This is a genomic window from Fodinibius sp. GM108 (assembly GCF_058386985.1).
This window is the reverse complement of sequence record NZ_JBYEIR010000005.1, coordinates 272,688-296,855: the sequence shown is the minus strand read 5'-3', so window position 1 is coordinate 296,855 and position 24,168 is coordinate 272,688. Positions and strand designations below refer to the sequence as shown.

General features: G+C 40.7%; 26 protein-coding genes. 16 read left to right on the top strand and 10 right to left on the bottom strand.

The features are described from left to right. Positions 1-20 precede the first annotated feature (20 nt). Together ACT3ID_RS11445 and ACT3ID_RS11440 are read left to right on the top strand one after the other, a co-directional pair. On the top strand, positions 21-590 hold the full coding sequence (locus ACT3ID_RS11445) for a YceI family protein (protein WP_491542169.1): 570 nt from the start codon (positions 21-23) through the stop codon (positions 588-590). Next, positions 587-1,435 carry a DUF5777 family beta-barrel protein gene (locus ACT3ID_RS11440; protein ID WP_491542168.1) on the top strand — a complete coding sequence of 283 codons (849 nt, stop codon included), beginning with the start codon at positions 587-589 and terminating at the stop codon, positions 1,433-1,435. Before ACT3ID_RS11445 ends, ACT3ID_RS11440 begins: the two co-directional genes overlap by 4 nt. 19 nt (positions 1,436-1,454) lie before the next feature. Here ACT3ID_RS11440 and ACT3ID_RS11435 read toward each other — a convergent pair whose 3' ends face one another. Both ACT3ID_RS11435 and ACT3ID_RS11430 read right to left on the bottom strand, forming a co-directional pair. Then, complete coding sequence (locus ACT3ID_RS11435; protein WP_491542167.1) at positions 1,455-1,799, bottom strand: TM2 domain-containing protein; 345 nt, start codon at positions 1,797-1,799, stop codon at positions 1,455-1,457. A gap of 14 nt (positions 1,800-1,813) precedes the next feature. Beyond that, a complete protein-coding gene (locus ACT3ID_RS11430) occupies positions 1,814-2,098 on the bottom strand; it encodes a DUF2752 domain-containing protein (protein ID WP_491542166.1) in 285 nt (94 codons plus the stop codon). Positions 2,099-2,327: 229 nt separating this feature from the next. On the opposite strand from ACT3ID_RS11430, the gene ACT3ID_RS11425 reads away from it, so the two are divergent. From ACT3ID_RS11425 to ACT3ID_RS11375, 11 genes are all read left to right on the top strand, one after another. Then, positions 2,328-4,382 (top strand): TonB-dependent receptor family protein, encoded by a 2,055-nt coding sequence (locus ACT3ID_RS11425; protein WP_491542165.1) that lies wholly within the window; start codon positions 2,328-2,330, stop codon positions 4,380-4,382. 304 nt (positions 4,383-4,686) lie between these two features. Further along, the gene (locus tag ACT3ID_RS11420) at positions 4,687-5,076 is read left to right on the top strand and encodes a hypothetical protein (RefSeq protein ID WP_491542164.1); all 390 of its coding nucleotides are present in this window, start codon (positions 4,687-4,689) and stop codon (positions 5,074-5,076) included. Positions 5,077-5,107: 31 nt separating this feature from the next. Further along, entirely contained in the window at positions 5,108-5,434 is a 327-nt protein-coding gene (locus ACT3ID_RS11415) for a hypothetical protein (protein ID WP_491542163.1), read from the top strand. A gap of 145 nt (positions 5,435-5,579) precedes the next feature. After that, positions 5,580-5,777, top strand: a complete 198-nt coding sequence (locus ACT3ID_RS11410) for a hypothetical protein (protein ID WP_491542162.1) — start codon at positions 5,580-5,582, stop codon at positions 5,775-5,777. Positions 5,778-5,863: 86 nt separating this feature from the next. Further along, positions 5,864-6,127 carry a hypothetical protein gene (locus tag ACT3ID_RS11405; RefSeq protein WP_491542161.1) on the top strand — a complete coding sequence of 88 codons (264 nt, stop codon included), beginning with the start codon at positions 5,864-5,866 and terminating at the stop codon, positions 6,125-6,127. 133 nt (positions 6,128-6,260) lie between these two features. After that, positions 6,261-6,437 (top strand): YegP family protein, encoded by a 177-nt coding sequence (locus tag ACT3ID_RS11400; RefSeq protein ID WP_491542160.1) that lies wholly within the window; start codon positions 6,261-6,263, stop codon positions 6,435-6,437. Positions 6,438-6,901: 464 nt separating this feature from the next. Further along, positions 6,902-7,723 (top strand): nitrilase-related carbon-nitrogen hydrolase, encoded by an 822-nt coding sequence (locus ACT3ID_RS11395; RefSeq protein ID WP_491542159.1) that lies wholly within the window; start codon positions 6,902-6,904, stop codon positions 7,721-7,723. Positions 7,724-7,822: 99 nt separating this feature from the next. After that, positions 7,823-9,268 (top strand): lipase maturation factor family protein, encoded by a 1,446-nt coding sequence (locus ACT3ID_RS11390; protein WP_491542158.1) that lies wholly within the window; start codon positions 7,823-7,825, stop codon positions 9,266-9,268. Positions 9,269-9,373: 105 nt separating this feature from the next. Beyond that, on the top strand, positions 9,374-9,832 hold the full coding sequence (locus ACT3ID_RS11385) for a dCTP deaminase/dUTPase family protein (protein ID WP_491542157.1): 459 nt from the start codon (positions 9,374-9,376) through the stop codon (positions 9,830-9,832). A gap of 22 nt (positions 9,833-9,854) precedes the next feature. Then, positions 9,855-10,853: a Gfo/Idh/MocA family protein gene (locus ACT3ID_RS11380; protein WP_491542156.1), complete on the top strand. Its 999-nt coding sequence runs from the start codon at positions 9,855-9,857 to the stop codon at positions 10,851-10,853. 71 nt (positions 10,854-10,924) lie between these two features. Then, the gene (locus ACT3ID_RS11375; RefSeq protein ID WP_491542155.1) at positions 10,925-11,479 is read left to right on the top strand and encodes a tetratricopeptide repeat protein; all 555 of its coding nucleotides are present in this window, start codon (positions 10,925-10,927) and stop codon (positions 11,477-11,479) included. Positions 11,480-11,486: 7 nt separating this feature from the next. Here the strand turns inward: ACT3ID_RS11375 and ACT3ID_RS11370 are convergent, their stop codons facing one another. The 6 genes from ACT3ID_RS11370 to ACT3ID_RS11345 form a co-directional block, all read right to left on the bottom strand. After that, a complete protein-coding gene (locus tag ACT3ID_RS11370) occupies positions 11,487-14,099 on the bottom strand; it encodes an alpha/beta fold hydrolase (protein ID WP_491542154.1) in 2,613 nt (870 codons plus the stop codon). Between the two features lie 10 nt (positions 14,100-14,109). Next, positions 14,110-14,928, bottom strand: a complete 819-nt coding sequence (locus ACT3ID_RS11365; RefSeq protein WP_491542153.1) for a lysophospholipid acyltransferase family protein — start codon at positions 14,926-14,928, stop codon at positions 14,110-14,112. 20 nt (positions 14,929-14,948) lie between these two features. Then, a complete protein-coding gene (locus tag ACT3ID_RS11360) occupies positions 14,949-15,707 on the bottom strand; it encodes a GNAT family N-acetyltransferase (protein ID WP_491542152.1) in 759 nt (252 codons plus the stop codon). Between the two features lie 102 nt (positions 15,708-15,809). Then, the gene (locus ACT3ID_RS11355; protein ID WP_491542151.1) at positions 15,810-16,124 is read right to left on the bottom strand and encodes a hypothetical protein; all 315 of its coding nucleotides are present in this window, start codon (positions 16,122-16,124) and stop codon (positions 15,810-15,812) included. 25 nt (positions 16,125-16,149) lie between these two features. Next, on the bottom strand, positions 16,150-16,905 hold the full coding sequence (locus ACT3ID_RS11350; protein WP_491542150.1) for a ParA family protein: 756 nt from the start codon (positions 16,903-16,905) through the stop codon (positions 16,150-16,152). Between the two features lie 270 nt (positions 16,906-17,175). Further along, the gene (locus tag ACT3ID_RS11345; protein ID WP_491542149.1) at positions 17,176-17,316 is read right to left on the bottom strand and encodes a hypothetical protein; all 141 of its coding nucleotides are present in this window, start codon (positions 17,314-17,316) and stop codon (positions 17,176-17,178) included. Between the two features lie 223 nt (positions 17,317-17,539). Here ACT3ID_RS11345 and ACT3ID_RS11340 point away from each other — a divergent pair, with 223 nt between their 5' ends. Continuing rightward, complete coding sequence (locus tag ACT3ID_RS11340; protein WP_491542148.1) at positions 17,540-18,028, top strand: hypothetical protein; 489 nt, start codon at positions 17,540-17,542, stop codon at positions 18,026-18,028. Positions 18,029-18,050: 22 nt separating this feature from the next. On the opposite strand, the gene ACT3ID_RS11335 is transcribed toward ACT3ID_RS11340, so the two are convergent. After that, positions 18,051-19,346, bottom strand: a complete 1,296-nt coding sequence (locus tag ACT3ID_RS11335) for a M20/M25/M40 family metallo-hydrolase (RefSeq protein WP_491542147.1) — start codon at positions 19,344-19,346, stop codon at positions 18,051-18,053. Positions 19,347-19,573: 227 nt separating this feature from the next. Between ACT3ID_RS11335 and ACT3ID_RS11330 the strand changes: the two genes are divergently transcribed. Then, complete coding sequence (locus ACT3ID_RS11330; protein ID WP_491542146.1) at positions 19,574-20,806, top strand: dipeptidase; 1,233 nt, start codon at positions 19,574-19,576, stop codon at positions 20,804-20,806. A 171-nt stretch (positions 20,807-20,977) separates the two neighbouring features. Beyond that, on the top strand, positions 20,978-22,063 hold the full coding sequence (locus ACT3ID_RS11325) for an alanine racemase (RefSeq protein ID WP_491542145.1): 1,086 nt from the start codon (positions 20,978-20,980) through the stop codon (positions 22,061-22,063). Between the two features lie 205 nt (positions 22,064-22,268). On the opposite strand, the gene ACT3ID_RS11320 is transcribed toward ACT3ID_RS11325, so the two are convergent. After that, positions 22,269-24,167 carry a secretin GspD/PilQ domain-containing protein gene (locus ACT3ID_RS11320; RefSeq protein WP_491542144.1) on the bottom strand — a complete coding sequence of 633 codons (1,899 nt, stop codon included), beginning with the start codon at positions 24,165-24,167 and terminating at the stop codon, positions 22,269-22,271. Position 24,168: the final 1 nt, after the last annotated feature.

The following is a 24,168-nucleotide window of genomic DNA, read 5'->3' as shown; positions in this document are numbered from 1 at the left end:
AGATATATCGCATGATAGTTATGAGAAACGCTCAATCTTTATCGGTCGTAACACTTCTGCTGCTTGTGTTTACAGCATCTCCGTATCATCTTTATGGACAGGCGTACATGACCAAAAGCGGCCACGCTGAATTCGATTCATCGGTGCCTCTCCACACCTTTACGGGCAAATCAGACCACCTTGTGGGTAAAATAAACCTGGCTGATTCTACCGTCGACTTTTACCTGGATGTCAACACTCTGGAGACAGGAATCAGCAAACGTGACAAGGATATGCTGGAAACACTGAATGCCGAGGAGTATCCATTTGCCGAATTTTTCGGAAAGCTCAAAACCCCCTTTAATCCAGATAAAAACGGAACACAAGAAGTTACTGTAGAGGGAGAGTTTACCGTCCACGGGAACACAAGAGAAGTCTCTATTGATGGTACGCTCGATAAAACAGAGGAAGGGTTGCAGCTAAAAGCGGCCTGGACTCTTAATATTACAGACTATGATATTGAGCCTCCTGGTATTCTGTTTTATCGTGTAAGCGAAGAAATTGATATCAGAATCGATGCTCTTTTAAAACCAATAGATGAACAGTCATGAAGAATTATTTTAAAACAACAGTTATAACTATTCTAATAATTTTTCTGGGAACCTCTGCCCTGTTTGGTCAGATGCAGCGGGAACGTGTAGAAACAGATGAAGCTATTTCAGAGGTATTTTGGACGCCAACGCTGATCACTCAGGCAACAACCGAAAATCTGGCTGCCCGCAATTTAAATGTTACTATTATGCACAGTTTTGGTATTGCCACAGAGCGTTCGCTGCAAACATTCTTTGGAATTGACAATGTGCAAAATGTGCGTCTAGGACTAGATTACGGCATTACCGATCGCTGGTCGATGGGTATAGGACGATCATCTCTAACCAATGTGTATGATATACGAACAAAAGTAGCCTTATTGCAACAGAATACATCCGGTTCTGTGCCGCTAAACGTATCCTTAAAAGGAGATCTCGGGGTAATTACCCAAGAAAACGGCCAACCCTTTGAGGATGATCTCAATACTTTTGTTTCACTTATCGCCTCAAGGAAATTCAGTGATGCAATAAGCTTTCAGGTGTCGCCGATGTATGGCAAATTTAATAATGTCTCATACATTGATGGAGACGAGGTATTCGCCATCGGACTTGGCACGGAAATTCATTTATCCAGGCGATTTGCACTGACTGCAGAGTATTATCCTGTACTGGGTGAGCGTCCGACCGATACCAACAATGCGTTTTCAATGGGATTAAATATCGAAACCGGTGGACATGTATTCCAGCTTTTTTTTACATCAACCGAATGGCATCTTGAACAGTTTGTGATGGCCGATAACCAGAATCAATTCTGGACCGGTGACTTCCGCTTTGGCTTTAACGTTAATCGTATCTTCGGATTATGATAAACAGACCCAAAGTTTATCATTCGATTAACGTTAAAGCGTCGCGGGCTATATCGCGATTATATTCAAAAGCCAAATTTTTGTAGTTGATCAGATCCACAATAGTACCGATGAAGCAAAGCCCCGCCGTAAGCAAATACAGTATCCCCATTCCTATTTGTCCGATTATAAAACGATGTATACCGGCTACCCCAAAGAAACCCACGATGGCTGTTAATAAAATAATCTGCGGTTCTTTGCGTCTTGCCCTGTAAACCCGGGCAAAACGGTCTGCCTGTTCCTCATCCATAGATTCCATCACTTTTGAAATGTATGCCGCCTCGTCACCCTCCAATTCTGGTAAATGGTCTATCATTCGTGCCATAACGCACCTATTTTTTATTGTGAATTGTAATTTTTTAAAAGCAATTGGATTATTCTTCCCCCTAAAATAATTATAGCCAAAGGACCTAATATGTTTGACTCCAAAGCATTATTAAATTGACCTCGAAACACATAAGAAACAGAATGACCCAATCCGTCACCGGGGCAAAATGAAATTCCTACAAAATCAAACAAGCATAAGCTTGGGCCATCAGCTGCTTCAGGATCCATCATCGCCAAAAGCAAAAGTCCAGTGGTGAATGCTGTAACTTCAAAGTATTTCCGAAATAGTTCTTTCATAGACAACCTAGTACGTCATTCTGATTTTTGAAGTTACATTCCATTACTGTTTACGCGGTTAAATTTACAACAAATTTAATTCGATACTATAATAGCGATAAACTTCACTTGTTGAAAGGTTCCAATAACATAGTTTTTACAGGATATTAAATCTTCAGCTTTATAAGATTAAATAAATCCTTCTATTTTAAATTGGAGTCTGATTAAGTCTTTTAAATGATTACTAGTTATGCTTTCCTCTACCTTACGTATTTTTTGCATTTATTTCACCGGGATGTTGTTTGCTATAACATCAACGGCATTAGCCCAGGAAAAGAACGACAGCCTTCAAGTAACACTTGATACGATAGAAATCACAGCTATTCATTCCTCAGTCAGTGCAGCAGATGCTCCTCTGTCTTTAACCACATTTTCAAGAGACCTAAACACAGTTAACCAAGATGCCTCACTTTCCCTGCAAAGTATCAGTCAAAATATGCCGGGTATTTGGGTAAATGACCGACAAAACCACGCCCTTGGTGAACGACTTACCATTCGAGGCATAGGCTGGCGTGCAGCTTTTGGTGTGCGAGGTGTTCAGGTAGTGTTAAATGATATCCCTCTGACAGTAGCTGACGGACAGACTATGCTCAATATTGTCGAACCGGCCTTCGTCCGGCAGGCAGAACTTGTCCGTGATCCGGCCGCCAGCTATTGGGGTAACAGCAGCGGTGGAGTTTTATATCTGTCTACTGAACCCAGGTATGAGGAATCACCTTCTTTCAGATTTCGTACGATGGCAGGCTCTTATGGCACAAGAAAAGCCGAAGGAGAATTTTCTTTTTCCAATTCTTCACACCGCATGAGCGGCTATACCAGCTATCATACCACGGACGGTTTTCGGGATTACAGCGCTGCGGAAGTTCTTCGATCTGGTATAACAGGTTCTGTTTCCATTTCTGACCGGAGTAGAATAAAGTATCAGGCTGCTTCTATCTATATGCCCAAAGCCCAGCACCCCAGCGGATTATCAAAAGAAGAAGCCAAAGAAAGTCCCACCAAAGCTTCATCATTTTTTGTTGATGCCGAGGCTGGCAAACAGATTACGCAGGTACAGGGCGGTTTATCTTTTATTCACGAAAGAGGACTGGGATTGCTCGATATTACAAGCTATGGTATCTATCGGGATCTCAACAATCCCCTCCCCTTTGGTATCATTACAGTTGATCGTGGTGTAGGAGGATTACGTGCCACTCTGGATAACCAATGGGAAAATATTGAGTTACAGGCCGGAATTGAATCCAAATTACAAAACGATGATCGTGTCGAATATGATCACGTTGGTGGTGGAGAGCGCGGAGAAATAGATGTCGATCAAGTTGAGCGCGTATGGAATCAGGCAGTATTTGCCAATGCAACGCTTGATATCGGGAATTTTAATATGCTGGGCAGCCTCCGATACGATCGTTTAACATTTGAAACAGATGCACCGGTTGAATCTCGTTCCGGCAACCGCACATTTCAATCAATTAGCCCAAGCATTGGCTTAAATTATCAACCTTCTGAACAGACAATTTTTGCTAACCTAAGTACCTCATTTGAAGCACCAACGACAACTGAGCTTGTCAATCGTCCTGGCGGCGGCAATGGTTTTAATCCCGATTTAAAGCCGGAACAGACCGTTGGGCTGGAAGGGGGCATCCGCGGTAATATATCCGCACAAGCTATTTATTATGATATTACAGCTTATCAACTATGGATTCAGGATTTGCTATTTCCGTATCAACTTGATCCTAATGGACCAACCTTTTATCGCAACCAGGGAGAAACGCAACATACCGGAATTGAAGGAACAATTTCATGGCAAGTAAATCATGACTGGAAAATTGCAGCAACTGGAAATATTACCGAGGCTGAATTTATAGAAGCCACTATTACAGTTGACGATGAGGAAGTTCCTCTTGCCGGTAATGAAGTACCCGGCATCCCAAAGTTTCGTATGCGCAGCCAGTTGGACTGGACTCCCGGCAACTTTTCGGGAACCGTTTCTTACGAATATGTCAATAGCTATCCCACTAACAATCTAAATTCAGCACAAAATGATCAATATAGCATTATTGATTTCAAACTCGGCTACGAAAAATCATTTAATAATGGCTCGGTAAGTTTATACCCCTTTCTAAACGTGAATAATCTATTGGATACCCGCTATAACGGGTCGATCGTTGTAAATGCTTCGGGCGGAACCTTTTACGAACCGGCTCCAGGCAGAAACTGGCAGGTGGGAATATCGCTGCAGTTTTAAAAACAACCTGGAAAAATTACAAATATTAGAAAATTGTAACATTTCCTGTCTGCAGCTATCTTGTTTATAAAGGAAGGATCTACAGACAAATAATAAATGGAGCCATATTATGATTAAGCATCTACTTTTTGGGTTGTTATTAATGGGCAGTTTATACTACTATTGGGAAACTAAACCGGTGGAACATGGGCCCGGTATTGTAGCCCCCGATACACCGTAACAACAAGCTATCTATAATGGCGATGAATTTGACTACAAAGAGATAGAATTAACTCCTAAAGCTGAAATCAACCTGGAAGCCCGTGTGCTTTCCATTGAGAAATACTACTTCGATAAATATTCAGATTTGACTTCTACGGACATCGTCTTCGGCTGGGGCCCTATGTCGGATGAACGCAATTTGAATTCTTTAATGGTTCGACAGTCAGACCGTTCCTTCTACTGGGAAATGGCTAAACCTCCCATCCAACAAGAAAAGATGTGGCAAAATGCAGCGAATATGCATCTTATTGGATCAACCGATGAAATCAAGGAACAAATCAATTTCCTCAGAGAAGGACATATCGTCGAACTTGAGGGATATCTTGTAGATGCCAAGGCATCAGACTGGACATTGGAAACATCACTTTCACGATCGGATATCGGAAGCAATTCCAGCGAATTAGTTTGGATTAAAAGCCTCACAATCCTTTAATTTAGGCTGAAATTCAAACAAAGATATATGCATGGGCTGGCTTAAAAATGTGATCGTTGATCTGATTGTAACCGTTGCAATAATTGCTGCCGTTCTTACTTCTAACTCTTGGCTTAGCGGTTTGGTTTGGGGATACACGGGTCTATTGCTTTTAATTAAATTTTCTGTCCTAATCAGCGATAGCATGCTGATGAACAAGACCAAAACCGAAGCGCCCGAATGGTTTTCTCATATGCTTTATGCCATAAATACTGTTGCTTTGTTATCCTTTGGGTGGTGGTACGCCGGAGCCGGCTGGATGCTCATCTGGATCGCATCCTATTTGACCCAGCAAAAGCTCGAGAAAAAAGCAGTATAGCATATCTATTTATTTTCGAAAGAATATTGAAATTAGAGGATTATTCTTGTTGCCATTAGCAAGCTTTCTATATCTTTTAACTAAAGCATAAATTTTAGATATATTCCGCTTTAGTTGGAAAAGGTAAACTTTAGATTGTCTGCTTATGAAAAGAATGGACCGCCTGCGCGATGCGATCACCGATTATATCTATGAAGAAGGACAAGAATACCAACGGCTCCTTGTTTCAAGAACATTTTACACTGCTCTTAAAAAAGAAGCCGAAGAAAATGATGTGCCTATTGACCTGCCCAATTTAGAGATAAAAGACAACGTCGACTACGATTTTAAACTTCTCCCCTAGCTCAGGAGCAAGGAATCTGCCAAAACAATTCTTTGGGAACCCTTGAGCCGTAACTACATATAAGAATACAAAAAATAGTTTCTTTTATGTTTTGGATCGGCTCGGGTTCACTACTCATCATATTTTTTGGCATCAAATCTTTTTTAAACAACAACAAGCGTTGGCAAAACCGCCAGTTTTTTCAATCTTCACGAATTCTATTTTGGGTATTTCAATGCGGCAATATTCTGCTAATTATTGCCGGTATTCTCTTTTTTATGCTTTCGATTGTCAGTCATGTTAATGGTTTTGAAATTATTTTTTCTTCTGAGCATGCTTATCATATGCAGATAAATGATAGCCCCAACTAGGCTATGGTTTATCTCGACTTGTAGTATCATTTCTTATAAAAAAGTTATAATTTTCGTAATTAGTACAATGTGATGAATTCCATTACGTTTAATAATTCTAATTGTAACAGCAAAAAATTAGCAGGTTTGCTTTATGCCACGATGTGAAATCTATCAAGATGCCAAAGGTGAATGGAGATGGCGAAGAACAGCCAAAAATGGTGATATTGAAGCATACTCCGACGGCGGATTTGAAGACAAGGAAGAATGCAAAAAAGATGGGAAAGAAAACGGAAACTGCACCAGCTACACGCGCAGTAATTCTTATTAATTAAAAGTAAATCTTTTCATTTAAAGGCTGTTCATCTAAATGAACAGCCTTTTTTATTTTGGTATTGATTATTGCTGGGAAGAGACGTGTTGCTTAAGTAAACAGCTGCAACGGGGAGCTTGTAAATGAAGAAAATGTAGCATGATAGATTTCGCCAAGGGTTAAACATCCTCTTTGCAACTCTGTGATTACTCTCGTTTTCTCTGTGGAAAACAACAATAAAATGGGCAAAACATCCGTGTTACAACTTCCTTCACGCTCCAGAGGTACAATAACGAAACAAATCCTCTCGGCGTCACTCTCTTCTGAACTCATGACTAGTTATAGTGACTAGTTCAATACTCAAACGGTGGCGAACAGATAAAACTGGGTTTTGAAAAGCCTCTGGAATTCAGTAGCTATCAATATTATCATAAGATTCCGGCCTAAACATAAAATAATCCTAAGATCAAGAATCGAAACTGATGAAAATAGCACTGATTCAGCAAAGATGTACAGAAGATAAGAACCAAAATTTGGAACGTGGACTGCAGAACGCTCGTGAGGCTGCCAACGCCGGTGCCAGGATAATCTGTTTTCCTGAACTTGCCTTCGAACCTTTTTATCCGCAATACGATCATCCTTCTAATCCCGAAAAGCATGCGGAGCCTATTCCCGGTACTATTACAGAGGCATTTTCGGAACTAGCTGAAGAGTTTGAAATAGTTTTTGTCCTGAATCTCTTTGAACTTGATGATGGTAAAACGTATGACAGCTCTCCGGTTATAAATGTTGATGGATCTATTTCAGGGATAACACGAATGGTCCACATTACCGACTATGCATGTTTTCATGAGAAAAAATATTATACCCCCGGTAACCATGGAGCTCCTGTTTATGAAACGCCTTTTGGAAAAATTGGTGTGGCCATCTGTTATGACCGCCACTACCCGGAATATATGCGTACAATGGCATTAAATGGGGCTGAAATTGTTTTTGTGCCGCAGGCCGGAGCCGTTGGGGAATGGCCGGAAGGATTATACGAATCCGAGCTTCGAACCGCTGCTTTTCAAAATGGATATTTCACTGCTTTGTGCAATCGGATAGGTAAAGAAGCTAAACTTACTTTTGCGGGAGAATCATTTGTGTGTAATCCATCGGGAGAAATAATTGCTCAGGCCGGCAAACAGGTCGAGGAAATACTCTACTGTAATATAGATCTGTCCGAGGTTCAAAATTCACATGCTAAAAAACTATTCCTCAAAGATCGCAGACCCGAACTATATGCAAATTGGTTGGCAAAGTGAATCCTATAATAAATCACCGAACGTATTCACGAAAGAGTCAGCTTTTTTCATCATAGCTTCTTTCCTATTTTCTCATAAAGACTAAGCAATTCTAACTTCATGTTTGAAGGTCTTTACCAAGGAGAGTATTGGTTAAGTCGTTTTGTAATTCAACGCGGACTAGGCATAATGTATCTGCTTGCTTTTCTTGTGGCGTTGAACCAATTTCGACCGCTGGTAGGTGAAAAAGGGCTATTGCCTGTCCCCCGTTTTTTGAACCGCATTACATTCAAAAGAGCTCCGAGTATTTTCCACTGGCATTACTCCGATCGCTTCTTTGGTGTAATAGCATGGGTTGGACTAATTCTTTCAGTAGTTGCAGCTGTAGGCCTCTCTGACACAGGTCCGCTATGGTTCTCTGTATGCGTTTGGCTTCTTTTGTGGATTTTATACCTCTCAATCGTAAATGTGGGGCAGCTTTTTTATGGCTTTGGATGGGAATCGCTACTGCTCGAGGCCGGCTTCTATGCTATCTTCCTGGGACCCATGCATTATCATACTCCTCTGTTGATGATTTTTATTCTCCGCTGGCTCGTTTTCCGGGTAGAATTCGGTGCCGGACTCATAAAAATGCGGGGTGATAAATGCTGGCGGGATTTGACATGCCTCAACTATCATCATGAAACACAACCCATGCCCAACCCATTAAGCCGCTATTTTCATCTGTTGCCAGAACGCTTTCATAAAATAGAGACATTATTCAATCATATTGTGCAACTCGGTGCCGTTTGGCTACTGTTTTTGCCACAGCCTCTTGCCACTGTCGGAGCCGCATTAATTATTCTCTCACAGGCATATCTCGTTATAAGCGGTAACTACGCCTGGCTTAACTGGATGACACTTATTCTCGCTTTTAGCGGTATCAGCGACGCGTATATGCAGTATATCATCCCCATGAGTATACCTTCCAGCCTCTCATCGCCGGTGATGTTTAATATTGTTATAATCGTACTGGGATTAGTCGTTGCTTATATGAGCATTGATCCAATTAAAAATATGATTTCTCCTAATCAACGTATGAACGCTAGCTTTAATCCCCTGCACCTGGTTAATACCTACGGGGCTTTCGGCAGCGTAACCAGAAAACGTTACGAAATTATTATTGAAGGAACGACTGATGAAATTATTACTCCCGAAACCGAATGGAAAACTTATGAATTTAAGGGCAAGCCCAGCAATTGCAAACGTGTACCACCGCAAATTGCCCCCTATCACCTTCGACTCGATTGGCAAATATGGTTTGCCGCCATGTCTTCCATCCGTTCAAATCCATGGCTGTTACGTTTAATATTAAAACTGCTTGATGGTGATGAGGCAACCGTAAAACTATTGAAAGATAATCCTTTTAAAGACAGTGCTCCCAAACAGATACGAGCACGACTATTTCATTATGAGTTCACCAGTCATGAAGAATATAAGCAGACCGGAAACTGGTGGAAGCGCAATTATAAACGCATGTACTTGCCTCCACAATCTCTTGAAGATCTAAAGAGTATTGCGCTATAAAAAGGATCCTAATTTAGTTAATTTAATCCCACATTCTATTGGCGGAGTTACTTTGTTATCATCAACTATAGAGATTATCACAAAAAAAGTCTAAAGAAGTGCCTTATGATTTTACTTAAATCAGATGAGCTTATAAATCACATTGGATCGATAATTCATCAAGATACACAACTGCATGATAATCGTTTTGATCTGACAGTAGCTGAAATTCATAGACTGACTGAAGCAGGTTCTCTGGATTTTGGTGGTAGTGAATTTCAACCTGCTGAACGCCGTAATTTGGAACCACAGAAAAAAAATAAAGAAGATGACTACGGCTGGTGGCATCTGCGCAAAGGAATCTATCAGGCGACGATGAATGAAGAAATTAAAGGGTTTGAAGATAGTATTGCTTTTCTGTCTCCTCATACTCACGCACAACAGGCCGGAATTATCGCTAATACCACCATTCTTACAAGTGGTGAAGAGGGTGAATCGGTAGTTATGAATTTTCGCGTTCCTGAAGCAGGATGCAATATAAAAGAAAATGCACGCTTTGCTGTACTGTATTTACTTGCAAACTAATTTTTAGATTAACTTTCACTTAATGAATTTATCACTGCGCATGGATACCGTCAGATGGGGAGTTTTAAGCACAGCTAAAATCGGGATGAAAAAAGTTATACCCAGTATTAAACAGGCACCTAATTGCAGTGTCGAAGCGATAGCTTCTCGCTCGGAAGATCGTGCCAGGCAGGCTGCTGACAAACTAAATATATCCCGCTGGTACGGCGCGTATGATGATTTATTGACTGATCCGGAAATCGATGCGATTTATAATCCACTGCCCAATCACCTTCATGTGCCCCTAACCCTGCGTGCTCTGAAAAATGGCAAGCATGTACTTTGTGAAAAACCGATCGCCCTGGATGCCGATGAAGCTGAAAAATTACTCGATGCTGTTCACGAATATCCCAACTTGAAGGTAATGGAAGCATTTATGTATCGCTTTCATCCTCAGTGGATCAGGACCAAGTCAATGGTCACAGATGGAAAAATTGGGAAATTGCAAACGATTAACACCTTCTTTTCATATTACAAAGATGATCCCGATGATATTCGAAATATAGCGGAAATGGGTGGAGGTGGGCTTATGGATATTGGCTGTTACTGTATTTCTTTGGCTCGTTTTTTGTTTGACTCTGAGCCTCAAAAAGTGATCGGCCAGTGGAAAATTGATCCGGAATTTAACACCGATTATCTTGCTTCGGGGATGCTCGATTTTGGCACCGGAACTTCAACATTTACCTGCGCCACAAAGACGACACCCCAACAGAAAGTAAATGTTGTAGGCACAAAAGGGCGAATTGTCATCGATATCCCCTTTAATGCCCCATTGGACAAACAAACAATCCTGTGGTATTTTAAAGAAGGAAAAAAGAAAAAGATATCCATCGAGGCGGCTAATCAATATATGTTGCAGGCACGGGAATTCGCCAACTGTATTTTAGAGGATACTCCTCCCCCTACTTCACTGAAAGATGCCGTATTGAATATGCGTGTTATTGATGCCTTCAGGAAGAGTGCACGGCAAAATAAGAATTGAATTTTAACTGCCAGTGGCTGATAAAATTAGTAACTTCGAAGTGTTAAATTTTAGATGTAGCCAAATTTGCAATGGGACAAAAAACAGATAAAATATTACAGCGGGCGAAAGTAAACCTCAAAGATGACAATCACGAAAATGCGCTGCGACTTCTAAATGAAGTTTTAAATCGTGAACCGCGTAATAAAGAAGCGCTCCGTAACAAAGCTCTGGTCAAAGTATTAGATGGAGATCCCGAAGAGGCCGAAGAATTTCTTCTTTTTGCCATTGAACAACAGCCCGAAGATGATCAACTCCATCAAATGCTGGGTACTTTTTACCATAACACTGAAAACCATAAAAAAGCACTTGAATATTTACGCAAGGCTGTGGCTCTTAATGAAGATAACGCTGTAGCACACCAAGGGCTCGGAATGCTTTATGCACGAATTTTCGGTGAACATGAAAAGGCTGTTATTCATTTTTCCAAGACGATTGAATTAGGCAAAGAAAGTAAGGATATATATTTCAGCCGTGGTTGCAGCTACATGCTTATCGACGAAATGGGAAAGGCCGAACAGGATCTGCTTAAGGCATATGACAGAGGACATGAAAAGGCAAACGAAATGCTTGAAAAATATTTTTAATACCCGTTTAAGTAGATTCACCATCATATGTAAAATGCTGGAAAATGTTTTTTATAAACGGGGAAAAACCAACCACATCCGTCCCCTGTTTTCTGTTTTGCTCCCCTATCTCAAAAGCTAATTTCCACTGTTTGAACAGGACTTTTTGAGCCTCGAGAAATGAATTATCGGTATCAAAAATATTAGCAGACTCAGAAGTAACCCCGTTAATCTCCATAATTTTAATACCATCTCCTTTCTTTAAATCCCACTCAGAAGGTGCCTTTATATCAAATCGTCCGAAATAAAATCCCGAAGCGGACTTGCAAATATTATTTATTCTATCTGTAAGTGCTTCCGAAGTAAGCTCTTTTCGATCTTTAAAAACTGCTCCTTTAGCATGTGTCCCGAGTTCAACAACCGGAATTTTCTCTCCCTCTGCTGGTACTTCAAATAATATATCTTCATTTCTTTTCAGATGATGTTTTGCCAAAGTTACCGTCCTGTCGTCGTTCAATATAAGTTCCTGCACTGTCTGTTGCCCGTCTCCCTCTACACTTAGCAATTCAACAGCAGCAATAGAAAAAATATGTCCTTTGTGTTCATCCGGCATTTGATAATAGAATATCACATACTCTTGGCCATCCAAATATTCCTGTATGATCACATCCTTTTCTACTCCGGTGAAATAGGTTCCAAGATCTTCTTTAGTTTGTATGATCTCCACATCCTGTCCCTGTCGTCCCACATCTGGTTTAAGCACAATGGGAAAGCTGATTGCTTGCCGATACATAAACTGCTCGGCCATCTCCTTTTTTTTAAGTTTATCCAGATGGGACGGGATAAGCTTATATCGTGCAATCAAATCTTGTCGATCGAAAAGTTCCAGGATCTGTGATTTGGATTCTGCAAATCCACTGTTGTAAATAGCCGGATTTGCAGCGGTAAATAAGGATAAACAGCGGTATTTTATCCCCAAATACACTACATAAAAGAAAACGGGTATATATAAGATTATTGACGGCCAGTTTTGCCACTGGGTTAACCGCCGGTAACGCGAAACAAGAAGCCGGCGTCCTTTGTAACTGAAAGCTGGGAGGATGATTTTTATGATCATCACCAAAAAGACAACCCCTCCCAAAAATATCCATATCGCATAATCCTGATAAAGCGAAAAGTAGCGTAAAAGTTCATTTCCCAGAAGTTGAGAAATCCCTACGAGCAAGGGAGTCCAAACAATAGCAGCCAGCAAGAAATAAGATAAAAACATCCAAAAGTTGGCTTTTAAAATGCCGGCACTAAAATATATAGGTAGCCTGCTTCCCGGCAAAAAACGGGTAGCGATGATAATTGCCGGGCCTCTAACTCTAAACCACTGCTCGCTTTTTTCCAAGTCACGCTTATTGATAATCCATTTAAAAGGGGCTTTGTAAACAGCACGACGTCCCAAAGAACGACCGGCCCAATACAGAGACATATCGGCGATGAAAATACCGGCAAAACACGCAAAGGTAGCAGGCCAAAAACCAATAAGCCCCCGGGCAGCCAGCAAGCCGGCACCTATACAGGTTAGGTCTTCGCTGAATAATGTTCCCAGCATGATGATTAACATAATAAGTATGAGCGAGAGACCTTCCAGTTTTGCAAACTCAACATTCGAGAATGATTTTTGTGCCTCTTCAATACGCTCTTGGGATGCATTATCGGCTGTGGTAGCATTACCGCTCTCTACCTTTTGTATAAACCGTGAGAAGTCGTGTGCTACAGAATCACTGTGTATTTCAATCAAGTCATGATCAGCATTATAAAGTATCAATTCGCTCTGTGGCACAATACGATGATGCTCTTGAGCAGCAGCCAACGGCACCAATGGGTCTTCTTTGCCGTGTAGAATTAGCATTGGCTTCTTATATTGCTTCAAATGCGACCGGATTGGCCGCTGGTCCGATTCGTAGTGGCTCTTAGCATAAGAAACATCAATTTCAATTAATTGCAACAATCCAAAGTGAGGTATCGCATTATGCAGCAGCCATACCGCAGCAAGTTGCAATCCATGTACAGCGTGATTTAAACGATAGCTGCCAAGAAGCTCTAACTCCTGAACACCGATTGACGACACCAAACTCAGGGACTCTACTTTTCCCGGATAATCATGGGCCAGATATATAGCACTGGCGCCTCCGAACCCATAGCCAAGTACGTGTAATTTTTTTAAAGCTAACTTTTCCAGCAGCTGATTGGTATATACGGCCAGCGTCTCGAATGAATAGTCAGGCAGATCATCCTCTCTATTGCCAAAACCGGGTAGATGCGGAATAATGAGCCGATACTGAGAGGACAAATGCGGTATTATCTCTTCAAACACTTCGGGTCCTTCAAGCCCCCCCGGCAACAATAGTACTACTGGTGGATCGGCTTCTTGCCCTTTATAGATATCCTGATATTGAATAGTTATTGGTTCATCTGAAATCGTTTGATCTTTCTGAACCGTATGAAGGACAACTTCATTATTTGCCCCGTTTTCTTCTTCAATTGGATTATCGATAAGCCAGATCGAAAAGTGCGAAAGGATAAGGAAAACTGCGTAAACCAGTGCAAATTTCTTCCATCCCTTTAAACCTGCTAAAATGTTTTGCTTCATCTATCTTGCACTAATTATTGCCTTGACCAAACTCAGGTTCGTACTTATCAGTCGGAAGATCTGAATTTATTACCGGAATAAACAAATCTGAAACTTTTTCATGAAGTGATTGTGCCAAAAGTTTGCGATTCTGCTTCGTAATAGCATATTCCCCAAACCTGATTCTGGCCTCAAAACCTGCCAGTTTTAGCATCTTCCAAAAATGCCTGAAAAATGGCATATCCCCCCACCAGCAGATATACTGATGAGGAGGCCGATCTTTATCATACGATGAATAGGTGATGGCTGCAAAATGGACAGGCATATTTTGGTCAACCGGATATTGTAACAGGGAGGATTTAAAATCCAGAACATTCTCTCCTTTCGTGCTTGTTCCCTCCGGAAAAATAATAACACCTTGCTCATTACTGACAACCTCTGATATTCGCTTATTCATTCGTCGTACATCTTTCTTCATATCCCGATTTATAAAGAGAACACCTAAAACACGTGTACCGATTCCGAAAAATGGCCAGCTCTTCAGCTCACTTTTTGCTACAAAGGTAGCATTCAGATAACTCCGTAAAGGCAATACATCAAGATAACTGAGATGATTGGTTACCAAAAAAAAGGGAGCTTGGGGTGGAGTGCCTTCTATATTAACTCTCAATCCTATTAAAGTAGAGATAATCTGGGCCCACTTCTTGATGACGACATTTTTCCAACGAACAGCCCACCGAGAACTAAAAAGCCCCAACAACAAATTTCCGACCGCTACAGAAACAACCACCATCAGCGATACAAGAAAAAAGAGAATAAGTCTGCCAAGGGCTCTTGTAACATTTATCATTCCAGAAAGATAGTATTTCCTTACCGAAAGAAAAGGGTTTTTGTTCGTTCGTCCAGCTTTTTTGTATCTACAATAATTAAAAAGTCGATGGTTTTAAAATTATGATCCAGAGCCGGTTCTGAGAGAATTTCAGCCCCCATATCTATGTAAAGACGAAAAAGCTTGGGGAGAGTTACGCTCTTCCAGGCTTCATTATCACGTTCTACTTCTGGGCAATTGAATTCCGGTCTGGTTTCCAAAAGGTATTTATCGTTCATATGCCCTTCGTGACGAAGATAATCCATAGTGGTCCAACCATCATATGGATTTGTACTGGTAAGTGAGCAACATCCAAACAAATAACGGGTAGAAGTCATCTTCATATACTCCGCAATTCCCTTCCATAATAAATATAGTACCCTTCCATTGCGATGTTCTTTGGCTATACAAGCGCGGCCTAACTCAATTGATTCACTTATTAGCTTGTCAGGCAGCCCCGAAAGATCAAATTCACTGGCTGTATAAAATCCGTGATTCTGTCGGGCCATATCATACGTTTGCATTCTGTACGTCCCGACCACATTTTCGCTTTCTCGTTCTATCACCAGAAGATGATGGCATTGTTCATCAAAAATATCTGAATCCAATCCCTCTTGTTCTGACGAATCCAGTCCTTCTCCAAGCTCAATATTAAATACACTGTATCGCAATGTTTGAGCCGCATGCAGATCAGCTTCGTTTTGGGCGAATCGAACAATATATTTGTTTGAAAGAATCTGCCCCGGAATACCTTTTATCACTACTGATATTTTTTCTTATTTTGGGATCCGCTTATACAGAAATTACAAATACCCAGTTACTTTCTTCAACAAAAGTTGATAAAAGATATTCAAATATGCAGATCAGCTATGCTGGCCAATCCAACTCTTTAGAGCTTGGCTAACCAGTGATGAATAGTATATATCTTTTTTGTTGGCAATTTCTTTGATTTTATTAACTAATTCAGCCTCCAGGCTATAGCTGACAATCTGTTTCTTCTTTTTTTCCTTATCCTTTTTTACTTCCTGCTTTTTATCTTGCTTATCCTCGGGATGAAAAGATGATTTTTTCGCCTTTTGTTTTGATGCAGTAACTCCCAAATCAGGAATGAAATCCATAGAGTTTTTTTGAGACTTATACTCGATAGGACTGCTACCCAAACTTTTCTTTTTTGACATACTGATCCCCTCTTAAACCCATTTATTACGCTTGTCCATTACTTATTTCTCGAGCCAACGCTTCATAATCTTCTGCTCCATAACTATCCGGAGCATATTCAAAAATAGTTTTATGGTGACTGGGAGCCTCTGCCAGTGCCACATTATCCCGAATTAGTGTATCAAAAACTTTATCACCGAAATAATCTTTAATGTGATCAACCACTTCGTTATTAAGATTCTTGCGTCCGTCGAATAGCGTACAAATAATACCGGTAATCTCTATTTCAGGATTGAGGCGTTCTTTCACAACCTGAATAACATCCGTTAGCTTAGATAAACCGTGCAATGCCAGATACTCGGACTGTAAGACGATAAATATTTCTTTTACAGCCGTAAAAGCATTCAAGGTCAATAATCCGAGATTTGGCGGACAATCAATCAGCACATAATCGTAACCTTTGGCAAAATCCTCTAGTGAATTCTTCAAAATTGTTTCACGTGCCGGTTCATTGGCGAATTCCATTTCCGCCCCCGACAAATCAATTGAAGAAGGCATAATATCGAACCCGTTATGACTTATTATTGCTTCCTCTGGATCTGTTCGTCCTTTTAAAACATCATAAACACTACTTTCCAGTCTGTTTGAACTTTTTCGTAATGAATATGTTAGATTGGCCTGGGGATCCAAATCAACCAATAGTACCTTTTGCCCTTGTCTGCACAACCCAGCGCCAATATTCACTGTTGATGTTGTCTTGCCAACGCCGCCTTTTTGATTTGTAAATGCTATAGTTTTCATAATATCTGCCGTTTTTCTCGTTACCCGAAATCATTATCGATCAAAGGAAAATAACCCCTTTATTTAATAGAGTATTGCGACGGTGATTTGTTACAAATTTTATTAATTTTTTTTAATGTTTCTCATAAAAAGGCACTAAAAAGATAGAAACGGCGAGTCGCCTGCTATCAGCTTATTTAATAAAGATGATTTTAATGCCTGACAGCATGCAGGGCTGATACTCGAAATGCGATCCTAAAAGAATAGTATTAATTGCCCAAAAAGTTTAGCTCAGAAATTGGGAAAGAAATAGTCAATCAAAAATTGAATGCCATAGATTAGAGCTACTAAGACAACGGCAAATACTATCACAGCAATTGCAATTGTCTGCCCCTCCGAAAGCTCTGTAGATCCCTTTTTATTATTTGCCATAACTACACCTCTTATTTATTGGTTAATAAAATCTATATGAACCAATGAATATTATCAACATTTAAATTAGTAAGAGTTCATTAAAATTATCTACAAAGTTCAGAGACTGAATAAATGAACATTTTGAAATATGGAAACAGCGCTCTAATTTTGATGGCTGAACTAAATAGCAAGATATTCAGCTTTAAGAGTAGCCCAATGCCGATAAAAATCAACTTGTTACATGAATACCTCGATTACTGTTCGTGAAAGCTCTCACCGGCTTTGGAAAACAGGAACAATAGCCTCAGCTGTCCTCTGCATCATCTTCTTTGGCATCTTTTGGAGCATTTCTGATCCATTTTGGGCCGGAATCTTTCGGTTGGGTGCCTTTATTTTCTTTGCTATTGCTATGATGGGCTATTTAAAGCTGATGGATGGTCCGTTGGAAATTACCCTAAGCTATGATCAAGATTTTTTATTGGTTTCCTACTTTAAAAAAGGCAAGGAGATACAGGAGGAACAGTTTGAGAAAGAAACAATCAAAAAAATTGCTCCTATACGACCCTCGAATAGTTTCCTGGCATTAATCCAGCCTGATGTCGCTACTTTTCAAATAAATTTTAATGATACCAACCGGGATTTATATCTTTTCGAATTTCGTGGGCGTCCCCTTCTCTTTAACGAGAATTCTCAGGCAGAGATAAATAATTTTCTAGAAGACATCAGCTAAAAAACGTAACCCTCACCATAAACTATCTTTTGGGAATTGGATAAACGGCAGGACTTTTATTATCAAACTTGTCAACAGCACGGATACCGAATAAGTAATTGTCTTTTGATACCCCTTTAACAGTATAACCTGTTGTGTCACCTACGGATACGGAATTTTGCCAATAAGGAGAATGTGTCCGCCGCCATACAACCTCGTACTCCTTTAAGTCGGGCTCTTTATTCTTCTTCCAGGACAATGTGGTATTATTTTCCAGTTCCTTTACCTCTATTCTGGGTTTTCGGGGACGAGCAGGAGCATTTGCTATGGAAGCCAGCACTGCCGCATTCAATTTTGTGATTTTAGTAACATAATCATAGTCTACAAACCGCGGTAGATCACCATATTGTTTTTCATCATCTGTGCGCACATCCTCATGCTGACGTTCATAAAACTCATGCGGTTCACTAAATCGCACAGCCGGATATCCCTGATCCAGAAAAGCGGAGTGATCTCCACCGCGCAGGTAACGATCTTTACGATAGATTATACTCACATCCAGATCCTTAATATGCTGATCGCTGACTTCGTGAATATACCGCCCCAGCTCTCGACTGGGGGTATCATTTTCACCTCCTGTTCTAAGCAGGGTCTGATGGTATTTTGAAAGTTCTTTTTCAGAGGGAATCCCTTGTGTAAAAACACGCACCCTGCCGTCATGTACTGATCCATCAGTACTTTTAATAGTATTTCCGATAATATCATTCGAGAACATAGCCGCGATATTTCGATTTTGTTTTTTAGCCTTTCCGGCATAATGTTTAGCACCTAATAATCCCTGCTCTTCTCCGGCAACGGCTATAAAAACTATTGTTGCATCAAATTCATATTGCGCCATTACCCGGGCCAGCTCCATTACCGCGGCGGTACCTGAGGCGTCATCATTTGCACCGGGTGCATAGCTTGTATCGTCCATCACATCCGATACACGAGAATCATAATGTGCACTTACAATATATCTGCGATCTTTGCTTTCAAGCTGTGTGCCAGGTAAAACAGCAACAACATTCACAATTTCTGTCGGTTCAGCAATACGCGGATGCTCATCTTCTACATAGCTATTAAATTTGACTCTCAGACGATTGTCCGATGCAGAACTGTACCGGTCAAAGCTTTTATAAATCCATCTTCGGGCCGCACCAATACCTACAGAATCACTGGTTGTATCTGAAGTTGTATGGCGTGTATGAAAAGAAGCTAATTTTTTTATATTGGCTCTGATGGTATCGGATGAAATCTTTGCCGTAATCTCATCTATTTGTGTTTTCTTCTTTTGCATGGATTCATTCTGATTGGAACTGCAGGCAGATAATACCAGAAATAGTACCATCCCAAAGATAAGTGATCGGATCATTGGCAATCTTAAAGTAATTGGAATATTCGCTAAGAAGTTTCTTATAGGATAAAAGACTCAGTACCGAAATGTTGTAAAAGGTTTTTTAAGATTTGCAAAGAAATATTATTTCAACAACATTTATTCCAAATTTCTAATCTAAAAAAGGTGATATGAAAAATATCAAAATACTCAGTGCTCTCTTTGTATTGGCATTCATATTTACAGGATGCTCCTCTGCAGATAATGAAAATCAGTATGATCAAAAAGCCGAAGAGCTGGCCCAAAAGTTTATTATTGTAGATGGACATGTTGATATCCCCTATCGGCTGAAAGATGAGTGGGAAGATATATCGGAATCGGCCCCTGGCGGTGACTTTGATTACCCTCGGGCAAAAGAAGGCGGACTTGATGCTCCCTTTATGTCGATTTATATCCCAACCAGATATCAGGAAACAGGCGGTGCCAAAGCTGCTGCCGACAGCCTCATCAATATGGTAGAAGGGATTGCAACTGATAATCCTGACAAATTTGCCGTGGCAACTTCTCCGCAAGAGATCCAAAGCCAGTTTGAAGAAGGATTGATTTCTCTGCCAATGGGTTTGGAAAACGGAGCTCCGATTCAAGAAATTTCAGATGTGCAGTATTTCTATGATCAGGGAATTCGCTACGTTACACTCACCCACGGTGAAGACAATCAAATAGGTGACTCCTCATATGATACCAGTGACGATACACACGGCGGATTGAGTGACTTTGGAAGGGACGTTGTCACCGAAATGGATCGTGTTGGAGTTATGGTCGATGTTTCTCACATCACAGACGAAACGTTTCACGACGTAATCGACGTTACAGAAGCTCCCGTTATTGCCTCACACTCTTCGGCCCGACATTTTACCCCAGGATTCGAGCGCAACATGAGTGATGAACTGATTGAACGTTTGGCCGAAAATGATGGCGTAATAATGATCAATTTTGGCTCTGATTTTCTTGACAGTGCTTCAAGCAACAGCAGAGACAGAGTCAGAGAAGAGATCGAACAACAGATTCAGGAAAAAGAGTTGGATCCATCAAGTGAGGAAGCTGAGAAATTCCGAGAAACCTATTTCCAGGAAAATTACCAATTTAGCACGGTCGAAAAAGTTGCTGATCATATCGATCATGTCGTAGACCTCGTAGGTGTTGAACATGTTGGATTTGGATCAGATTTCGATGGTGTTGGACCTACTCTGCCAGAAGGTTTGAAAGATCCTTCAGACTATCCCAACTTAATCGCTGAATTGCTTGAACGCGGGTATTCAGAGGAAGATATCCAAAAGATATGCTCCGGTAATATCTTCCGTGTTTGGAGTAAAGTCATTGATGTTGCTGACAGTTTGCAAAGCAAAGAAAATATGAGCCAGTAGGTATCCAGAAGTTCAAATAGTTTACATAACGGTCAATTTTTTATACAACTAAAGTCGAATACCTAACAGTGATAATTACTAGCGCGGGAATTAATTCCCGCGCTAATTATTAAAGTAACCCAAACATCCGCTTTTTATAATAAACTACCTCACATAATCATAAACATTCAAATGGATATCACCGAACCTACCCTACTACTCAATGAAAACATCTGCAAAGTCAATATCCAGCGGATGGCTGAGAAGGCTCAACGTCATAACTTAGCGTTTAAGCCTCATATGAAAACTCATCAAACTGCAGAGGTAGGCGAATGGTTGAAAGAGGTCGGAGTAAAATCGATCACCGTTTCATCCATACAGATGGCCAAATATTTTGCCTCAAATGGATGGGAGGATATAACTATTGCCTTTCCGGCTAACATACGACAAGCTGAAAAAATTGATAAGCTTGCTGCCAAAGTTGAACTTACCCTTCTGATTAATAGTCCTTTTACTGCAACAGAATTAAATAATCAGCTGTCAAATAATGTTAATGCTTACATTGAGCTTGATACCGGATCTGAACGAACCGGTTTAAAAGTTGAACAAAAAAGTCAAATTAAAGAGCTGATTGATACTATAGATGCTACACAAAATTTGAATTGGATTGGCTTCTATTCTCATCCCGGACACTCCTACGATTCAACATCAGAAAAAGAAATACAAGCTGTCCATCAATCGGTACTATCCCAAATAAATGATCTCCGAAACAACTTCAGTACTGAGTATGGCGATTTTGAAGTATGTATTGGTGACACACCTTGTTGTTCCAAAGGAAATAATTTTAACGGCGTTGATGCAATAAGTCCCGGCAATTTTGTCTTTTATGATCTTATGCAACACAAAATTGGGAGTTGCGAAACCAAAGATATTGCCGTGGCTATGGTTTGCCCCATAGTAGATAAACTTCCGACACGAAAGGAATTGGCTATACATGGAGGAGCTATTCACTTTTCAAAAGAAAAGATGCTGGAAAAGAGTATAACCCATTTCGGAAAGCCTGCTGTAGAAAAAGAGAATCACTGGCAAATTTCTGATTCTGAATTGTATCTCAAAGCACTTTCACAGGAGCATGGAATCGTTAAGTGCTCGGATGATGATTTTGACAACTATCAAGTTGGAGATCTGATAACAATTTTACCGGTTCACTCTTGCCTTACTGCCAATTTAATGGATAGTTATCGTCTGAAAAATGGAGCTGTGATTCATCAGTTTTAAATGAATAAGTGACAGAGCTCGATCTATGCACTAATTCCATAATTGGCGCTCATTTGTTCCAACTATTGTTCGGGAGTACAACTCCCTCACAACTTGATGAATAACTCCGATATTAGCTGAATTAAGGATAACATATAGCTTGTCATCACCTGGCGCAAGTCACAGACTCGCGCCAGTAGCGTGACGTAGTGTGTTAGTTATATTCTTAGTATTCAGCTCTGTACAACCAAGCCTCACTGTTCTCACTTTGCTGAATTTTTTTAAGCTCCGTTTGGGCTTTTCCTAAGTCATTATAGCTGCGATACGCAACCAAATGTATATCGGACTCTTGCATTTGAACGATGACAGGATCATATCCATTTCCGCGAAGTTCATCTCTGAATGACAGGGCGTTCTCTTCCTGTTCAAAAGATCCGCCAATTAAATAGTAAGTAGTAACAGAACGGTCTTCTTCGGTTGTTGATTGTTCCTGCAACTCTTCATCTTTGGTAACCGCCTCAGCTGTATCTTCATCTTGTTCACCGCCAAGATTAATTTGTATCTCTTCAGTTTCAATTTCAGGATCAGTTACTGGAGGTTCCTCTGTTTCCTCTTGCTGATCTTCGTTCTTCATCTGCTCATTTTCAGTCGTGTCAGGTTCAACCTTCGCCTCATCTTCCTCCTCAAATCCCTGCTCATTCGTTTGTTCTTCCTCTAACTCTGGTTCAGGATCCCTGTTCTCCAATTTATCAGGATTATACTCTAATCCCATATCTTCACCTTGAAGAACTTTATCTCCTCTTTCAACCTCTTCGTGTATTCGGTTCCGTTCGTCACGTAGAACTTCATATTTACCCCTTAATCTATCCTGACTAAGCCGTTCCGGAATAGAAGGTTCAAGAGATGCTTGTAAAACAATCACCAGCTCCCGCATCTGTTGGTCATCCGACGTATACCCGAACAAATAGCGCAAACCGAAAAACCAGGGCGGCAGATCCTTCAGAATCGGAATACCTCTTCGAACTTCCGACTTCTCTGCCCGGTAAAGACCGGCAATGACCGTTGCTTCTCCGTCAAGAAGTAACGACTGTGTTTCAGCCTCCTGCTTATTTATTACTGTACTTACAGGGTCAGGTTGTGCCGAAGATCGCTCGGCAGCAATATCAAGGTGGATAAAAGTTGTATCGTCTTGCGTTATAACCTGCGGAGTAACCGTAAGAATAGTACCTACAGAAAAGAAATCTTCTATTACGTTTCCGGCAATATCACGCCGCTTGATAGAAAAATCTTGACCTACTTGAATTTGTCCTTCCTGTCCATCCATCACTTTAACAGTGGGAGAAGCCAGGATTTCACCGAGATTATCCGCCTCAAAAGCACTGAATAAAGCCTGCACACGAATACCAGTATTTCCGATTTCACCTATATTAATTAATGAATTAAAAATATTCTCAGAAACATCTTGGGCTCCCTTGGAATCCACCTGTACAAACGGTCCGTCAAACCGAGAATCGGGTATTGAGGGCCTATCATCTCCCTGGCCGCCCCCCTGGCCACCATCACCGCCGCCAAGAATCTCATCAGGTACATTTTCAGATATTGTAGACCAATCCACACCAATCTCTCTCAGAGCTCTGCGATTTCCTTCAAAAAATATAGCATTAATACGAACTTCATGAGTTTGGGTAGTGGCTACAGGTCCCTCTTCAGCACCTGCCTGGCCGGCAGTACCTGTTGGTTGGGTTTGCCCTTCTGTTTCCAAAGATTCTAAAGTTACAATCTCAAAATATTCCGGTTGCTCGACCAAATGTAAATTATTTACACGCAAAATCAGCTTGAGTGCATCCATCCAGTGCATAGCAGGTACCGAAATACCAATTTCTCCAGATGTGTCCGTACGATCAATAACGATCTTTCCGCGAAACTTCTGGGCAAACTCATTAATAACATCAATAGCCCGGGCAAATGATGTTGTTCTATCAAAAGTGACAATTTCTTCAGGATTAGTATATTCTCTGAACTCCGAGGGTAAATTATCTCTGTTTTGACTACTAGCTGTGGAACAGAGTAAGAACAAAAATGCCAAGGAGAGGGAAATAATATTTTTGTATCTGTAAAAATTCATA

Bases quoted from the DNA above. Each gene is read 5' to 3' on its own strand.
- ACT3ID_RS11445 (WP_491542169.1), top strand. From the start codon at position 21: ATGAGAAACGCTCAATCTTTATCGGTCGTAACACTTCTGCTGCTTGTG.
- ACT3ID_RS11440 (WP_491542168.1), top strand. From the start codon at position 587: ATGAAGAATTATTTTAAAACAACAGTTATAACTATTCTAATAATTTTT.
- ACT3ID_RS11435 (WP_491542167.1), bottom strand. From the start codon at position 1,799: ATGGCACGAATGATAGACCATTTACCAGAATTGGAGGGTGACGAGGCG.
- ACT3ID_RS11430 (WP_491542166.1), bottom strand. From the start codon at position 2,098: ATGAAAGAACTATTTCGGAAATACTTTGAAGTTACAGCATTCACCACT.
- ACT3ID_RS11425 (WP_491542165.1), top strand. From the start codon at position 2,328: ATGCTTTCCTCTACCTTACGTATTTTTTGCATTTATTTCACCGGGATG.
- ACT3ID_RS11415 (WP_491542163.1), top strand. From the start codon at position 5,108: ATGGGCTGGCTTAAAAATGTGATCGTTGATCTGATTGTAACCGTTGCA.
- ACT3ID_RS11410 (WP_491542162.1), top strand. From the start codon at position 5,580: ATGAAAAGAATGGACCGCCTGCGCGATGCGATCACCGATTATATCTAT.
- ACT3ID_RS11405 (WP_491542161.1), top strand. From the start codon at position 5,864: ATGTTTTGGATCGGCTCGGGTTCACTACTCATCATATTTTTTGGCATC.
- ACT3ID_RS11400 (WP_491542160.1), top strand. From the start codon at position 6,261: ATGCCACGATGTGAAATCTATCAAGATGCCAAAGGTGAATGGAGATGG.
- ACT3ID_RS11395 (WP_491542159.1), top strand. From the start codon at position 6,902: ATGAAAATAGCACTGATTCAGCAAAGATGTACAGAAGATAAGAACCAA.
- ACT3ID_RS11390 (WP_491542158.1), top strand. From the start codon at position 7,823: ATGTTTGAAGGTCTTTACCAAGGAGAGTATTGGTTAAGTCGTTTTGTA.
- ACT3ID_RS11385 (WP_491542157.1), top strand. From the start codon at position 9,374: ATGATTTTACTTAAATCAGATGAGCTTATAAATCACATTGGATCGATA.
- ACT3ID_RS11380 (WP_491542156.1), top strand. From the start codon at position 9,855: ATGAATTTATCACTGCGCATGGATACCGTCAGATGGGGAGTTTTAAGC.
- ACT3ID_RS11375 (WP_491542155.1), top strand. From the start codon at position 10,925: ATGGGACAAAAAACAGATAAAATATTACAGCGGGCGAAAGTAAACCTC.
- ACT3ID_RS11370 (WP_491542154.1), bottom strand. From the start codon at position 14,099: ATGAAGCAAAACATTTTAGCAGGTTTAAAGGGATGGAAGAAATTTGCA.
- ACT3ID_RS11365 (WP_491542153.1), bottom strand. From the start codon at position 14,928: ATGATAAATGTTACAAGAGCCCTTGGCAGACTTATTCTCTTTTTTCTT.
- ACT3ID_RS11355 (WP_491542151.1), bottom strand. From the start codon at position 16,124: ATGTCAAAAAAGAAAAGTTTGGGTAGCAGTCCTATCGAGTATAAGTCT.
- ACT3ID_RS11350 (WP_491542150.1), bottom strand. From the start codon at position 16,905: ATGAAAACTATAGCATTTACAAATCAAAAAGGCGGCGTTGGCAAGACA.
- ACT3ID_RS11345 (WP_491542149.1), bottom strand. From the start codon at position 17,316: ATGGCAAATAATAAAAAGGGATCTACAGAGCTTTCGGAGGGGCAGACA.
- ACT3ID_RS11340 (WP_491542148.1), top strand. From the start codon at position 17,540: ATGAATACCTCGATTACTGTTCGTGAAAGCTCTCACCGGCTTTGGAAA.
- ACT3ID_RS11335 (WP_491542147.1), bottom strand. From the start codon at position 19,346: ATGCAAAAGAAGAAAACACAAATAGATGAGATTACGGCAAAGATTTCA.
- ACT3ID_RS11330 (WP_491542146.1), top strand. From the start codon at position 19,574: ATGAAAAATATCAAAATACTCAGTGCTCTCTTTGTATTGGCATTCATA.
- ACT3ID_RS11325 (WP_491542145.1), top strand. From the start codon at position 20,978: ATGGATATCACCGAACCTACCCTACTACTCAATGAAAACATCTGCAAA.
- ACT3ID_RS11320 (WP_491542144.1), bottom strand. From the start codon at position 24,167: ATGAATTTTTACAGATACAAAAATATTATTTCCCTCTCCTTGGCATTT.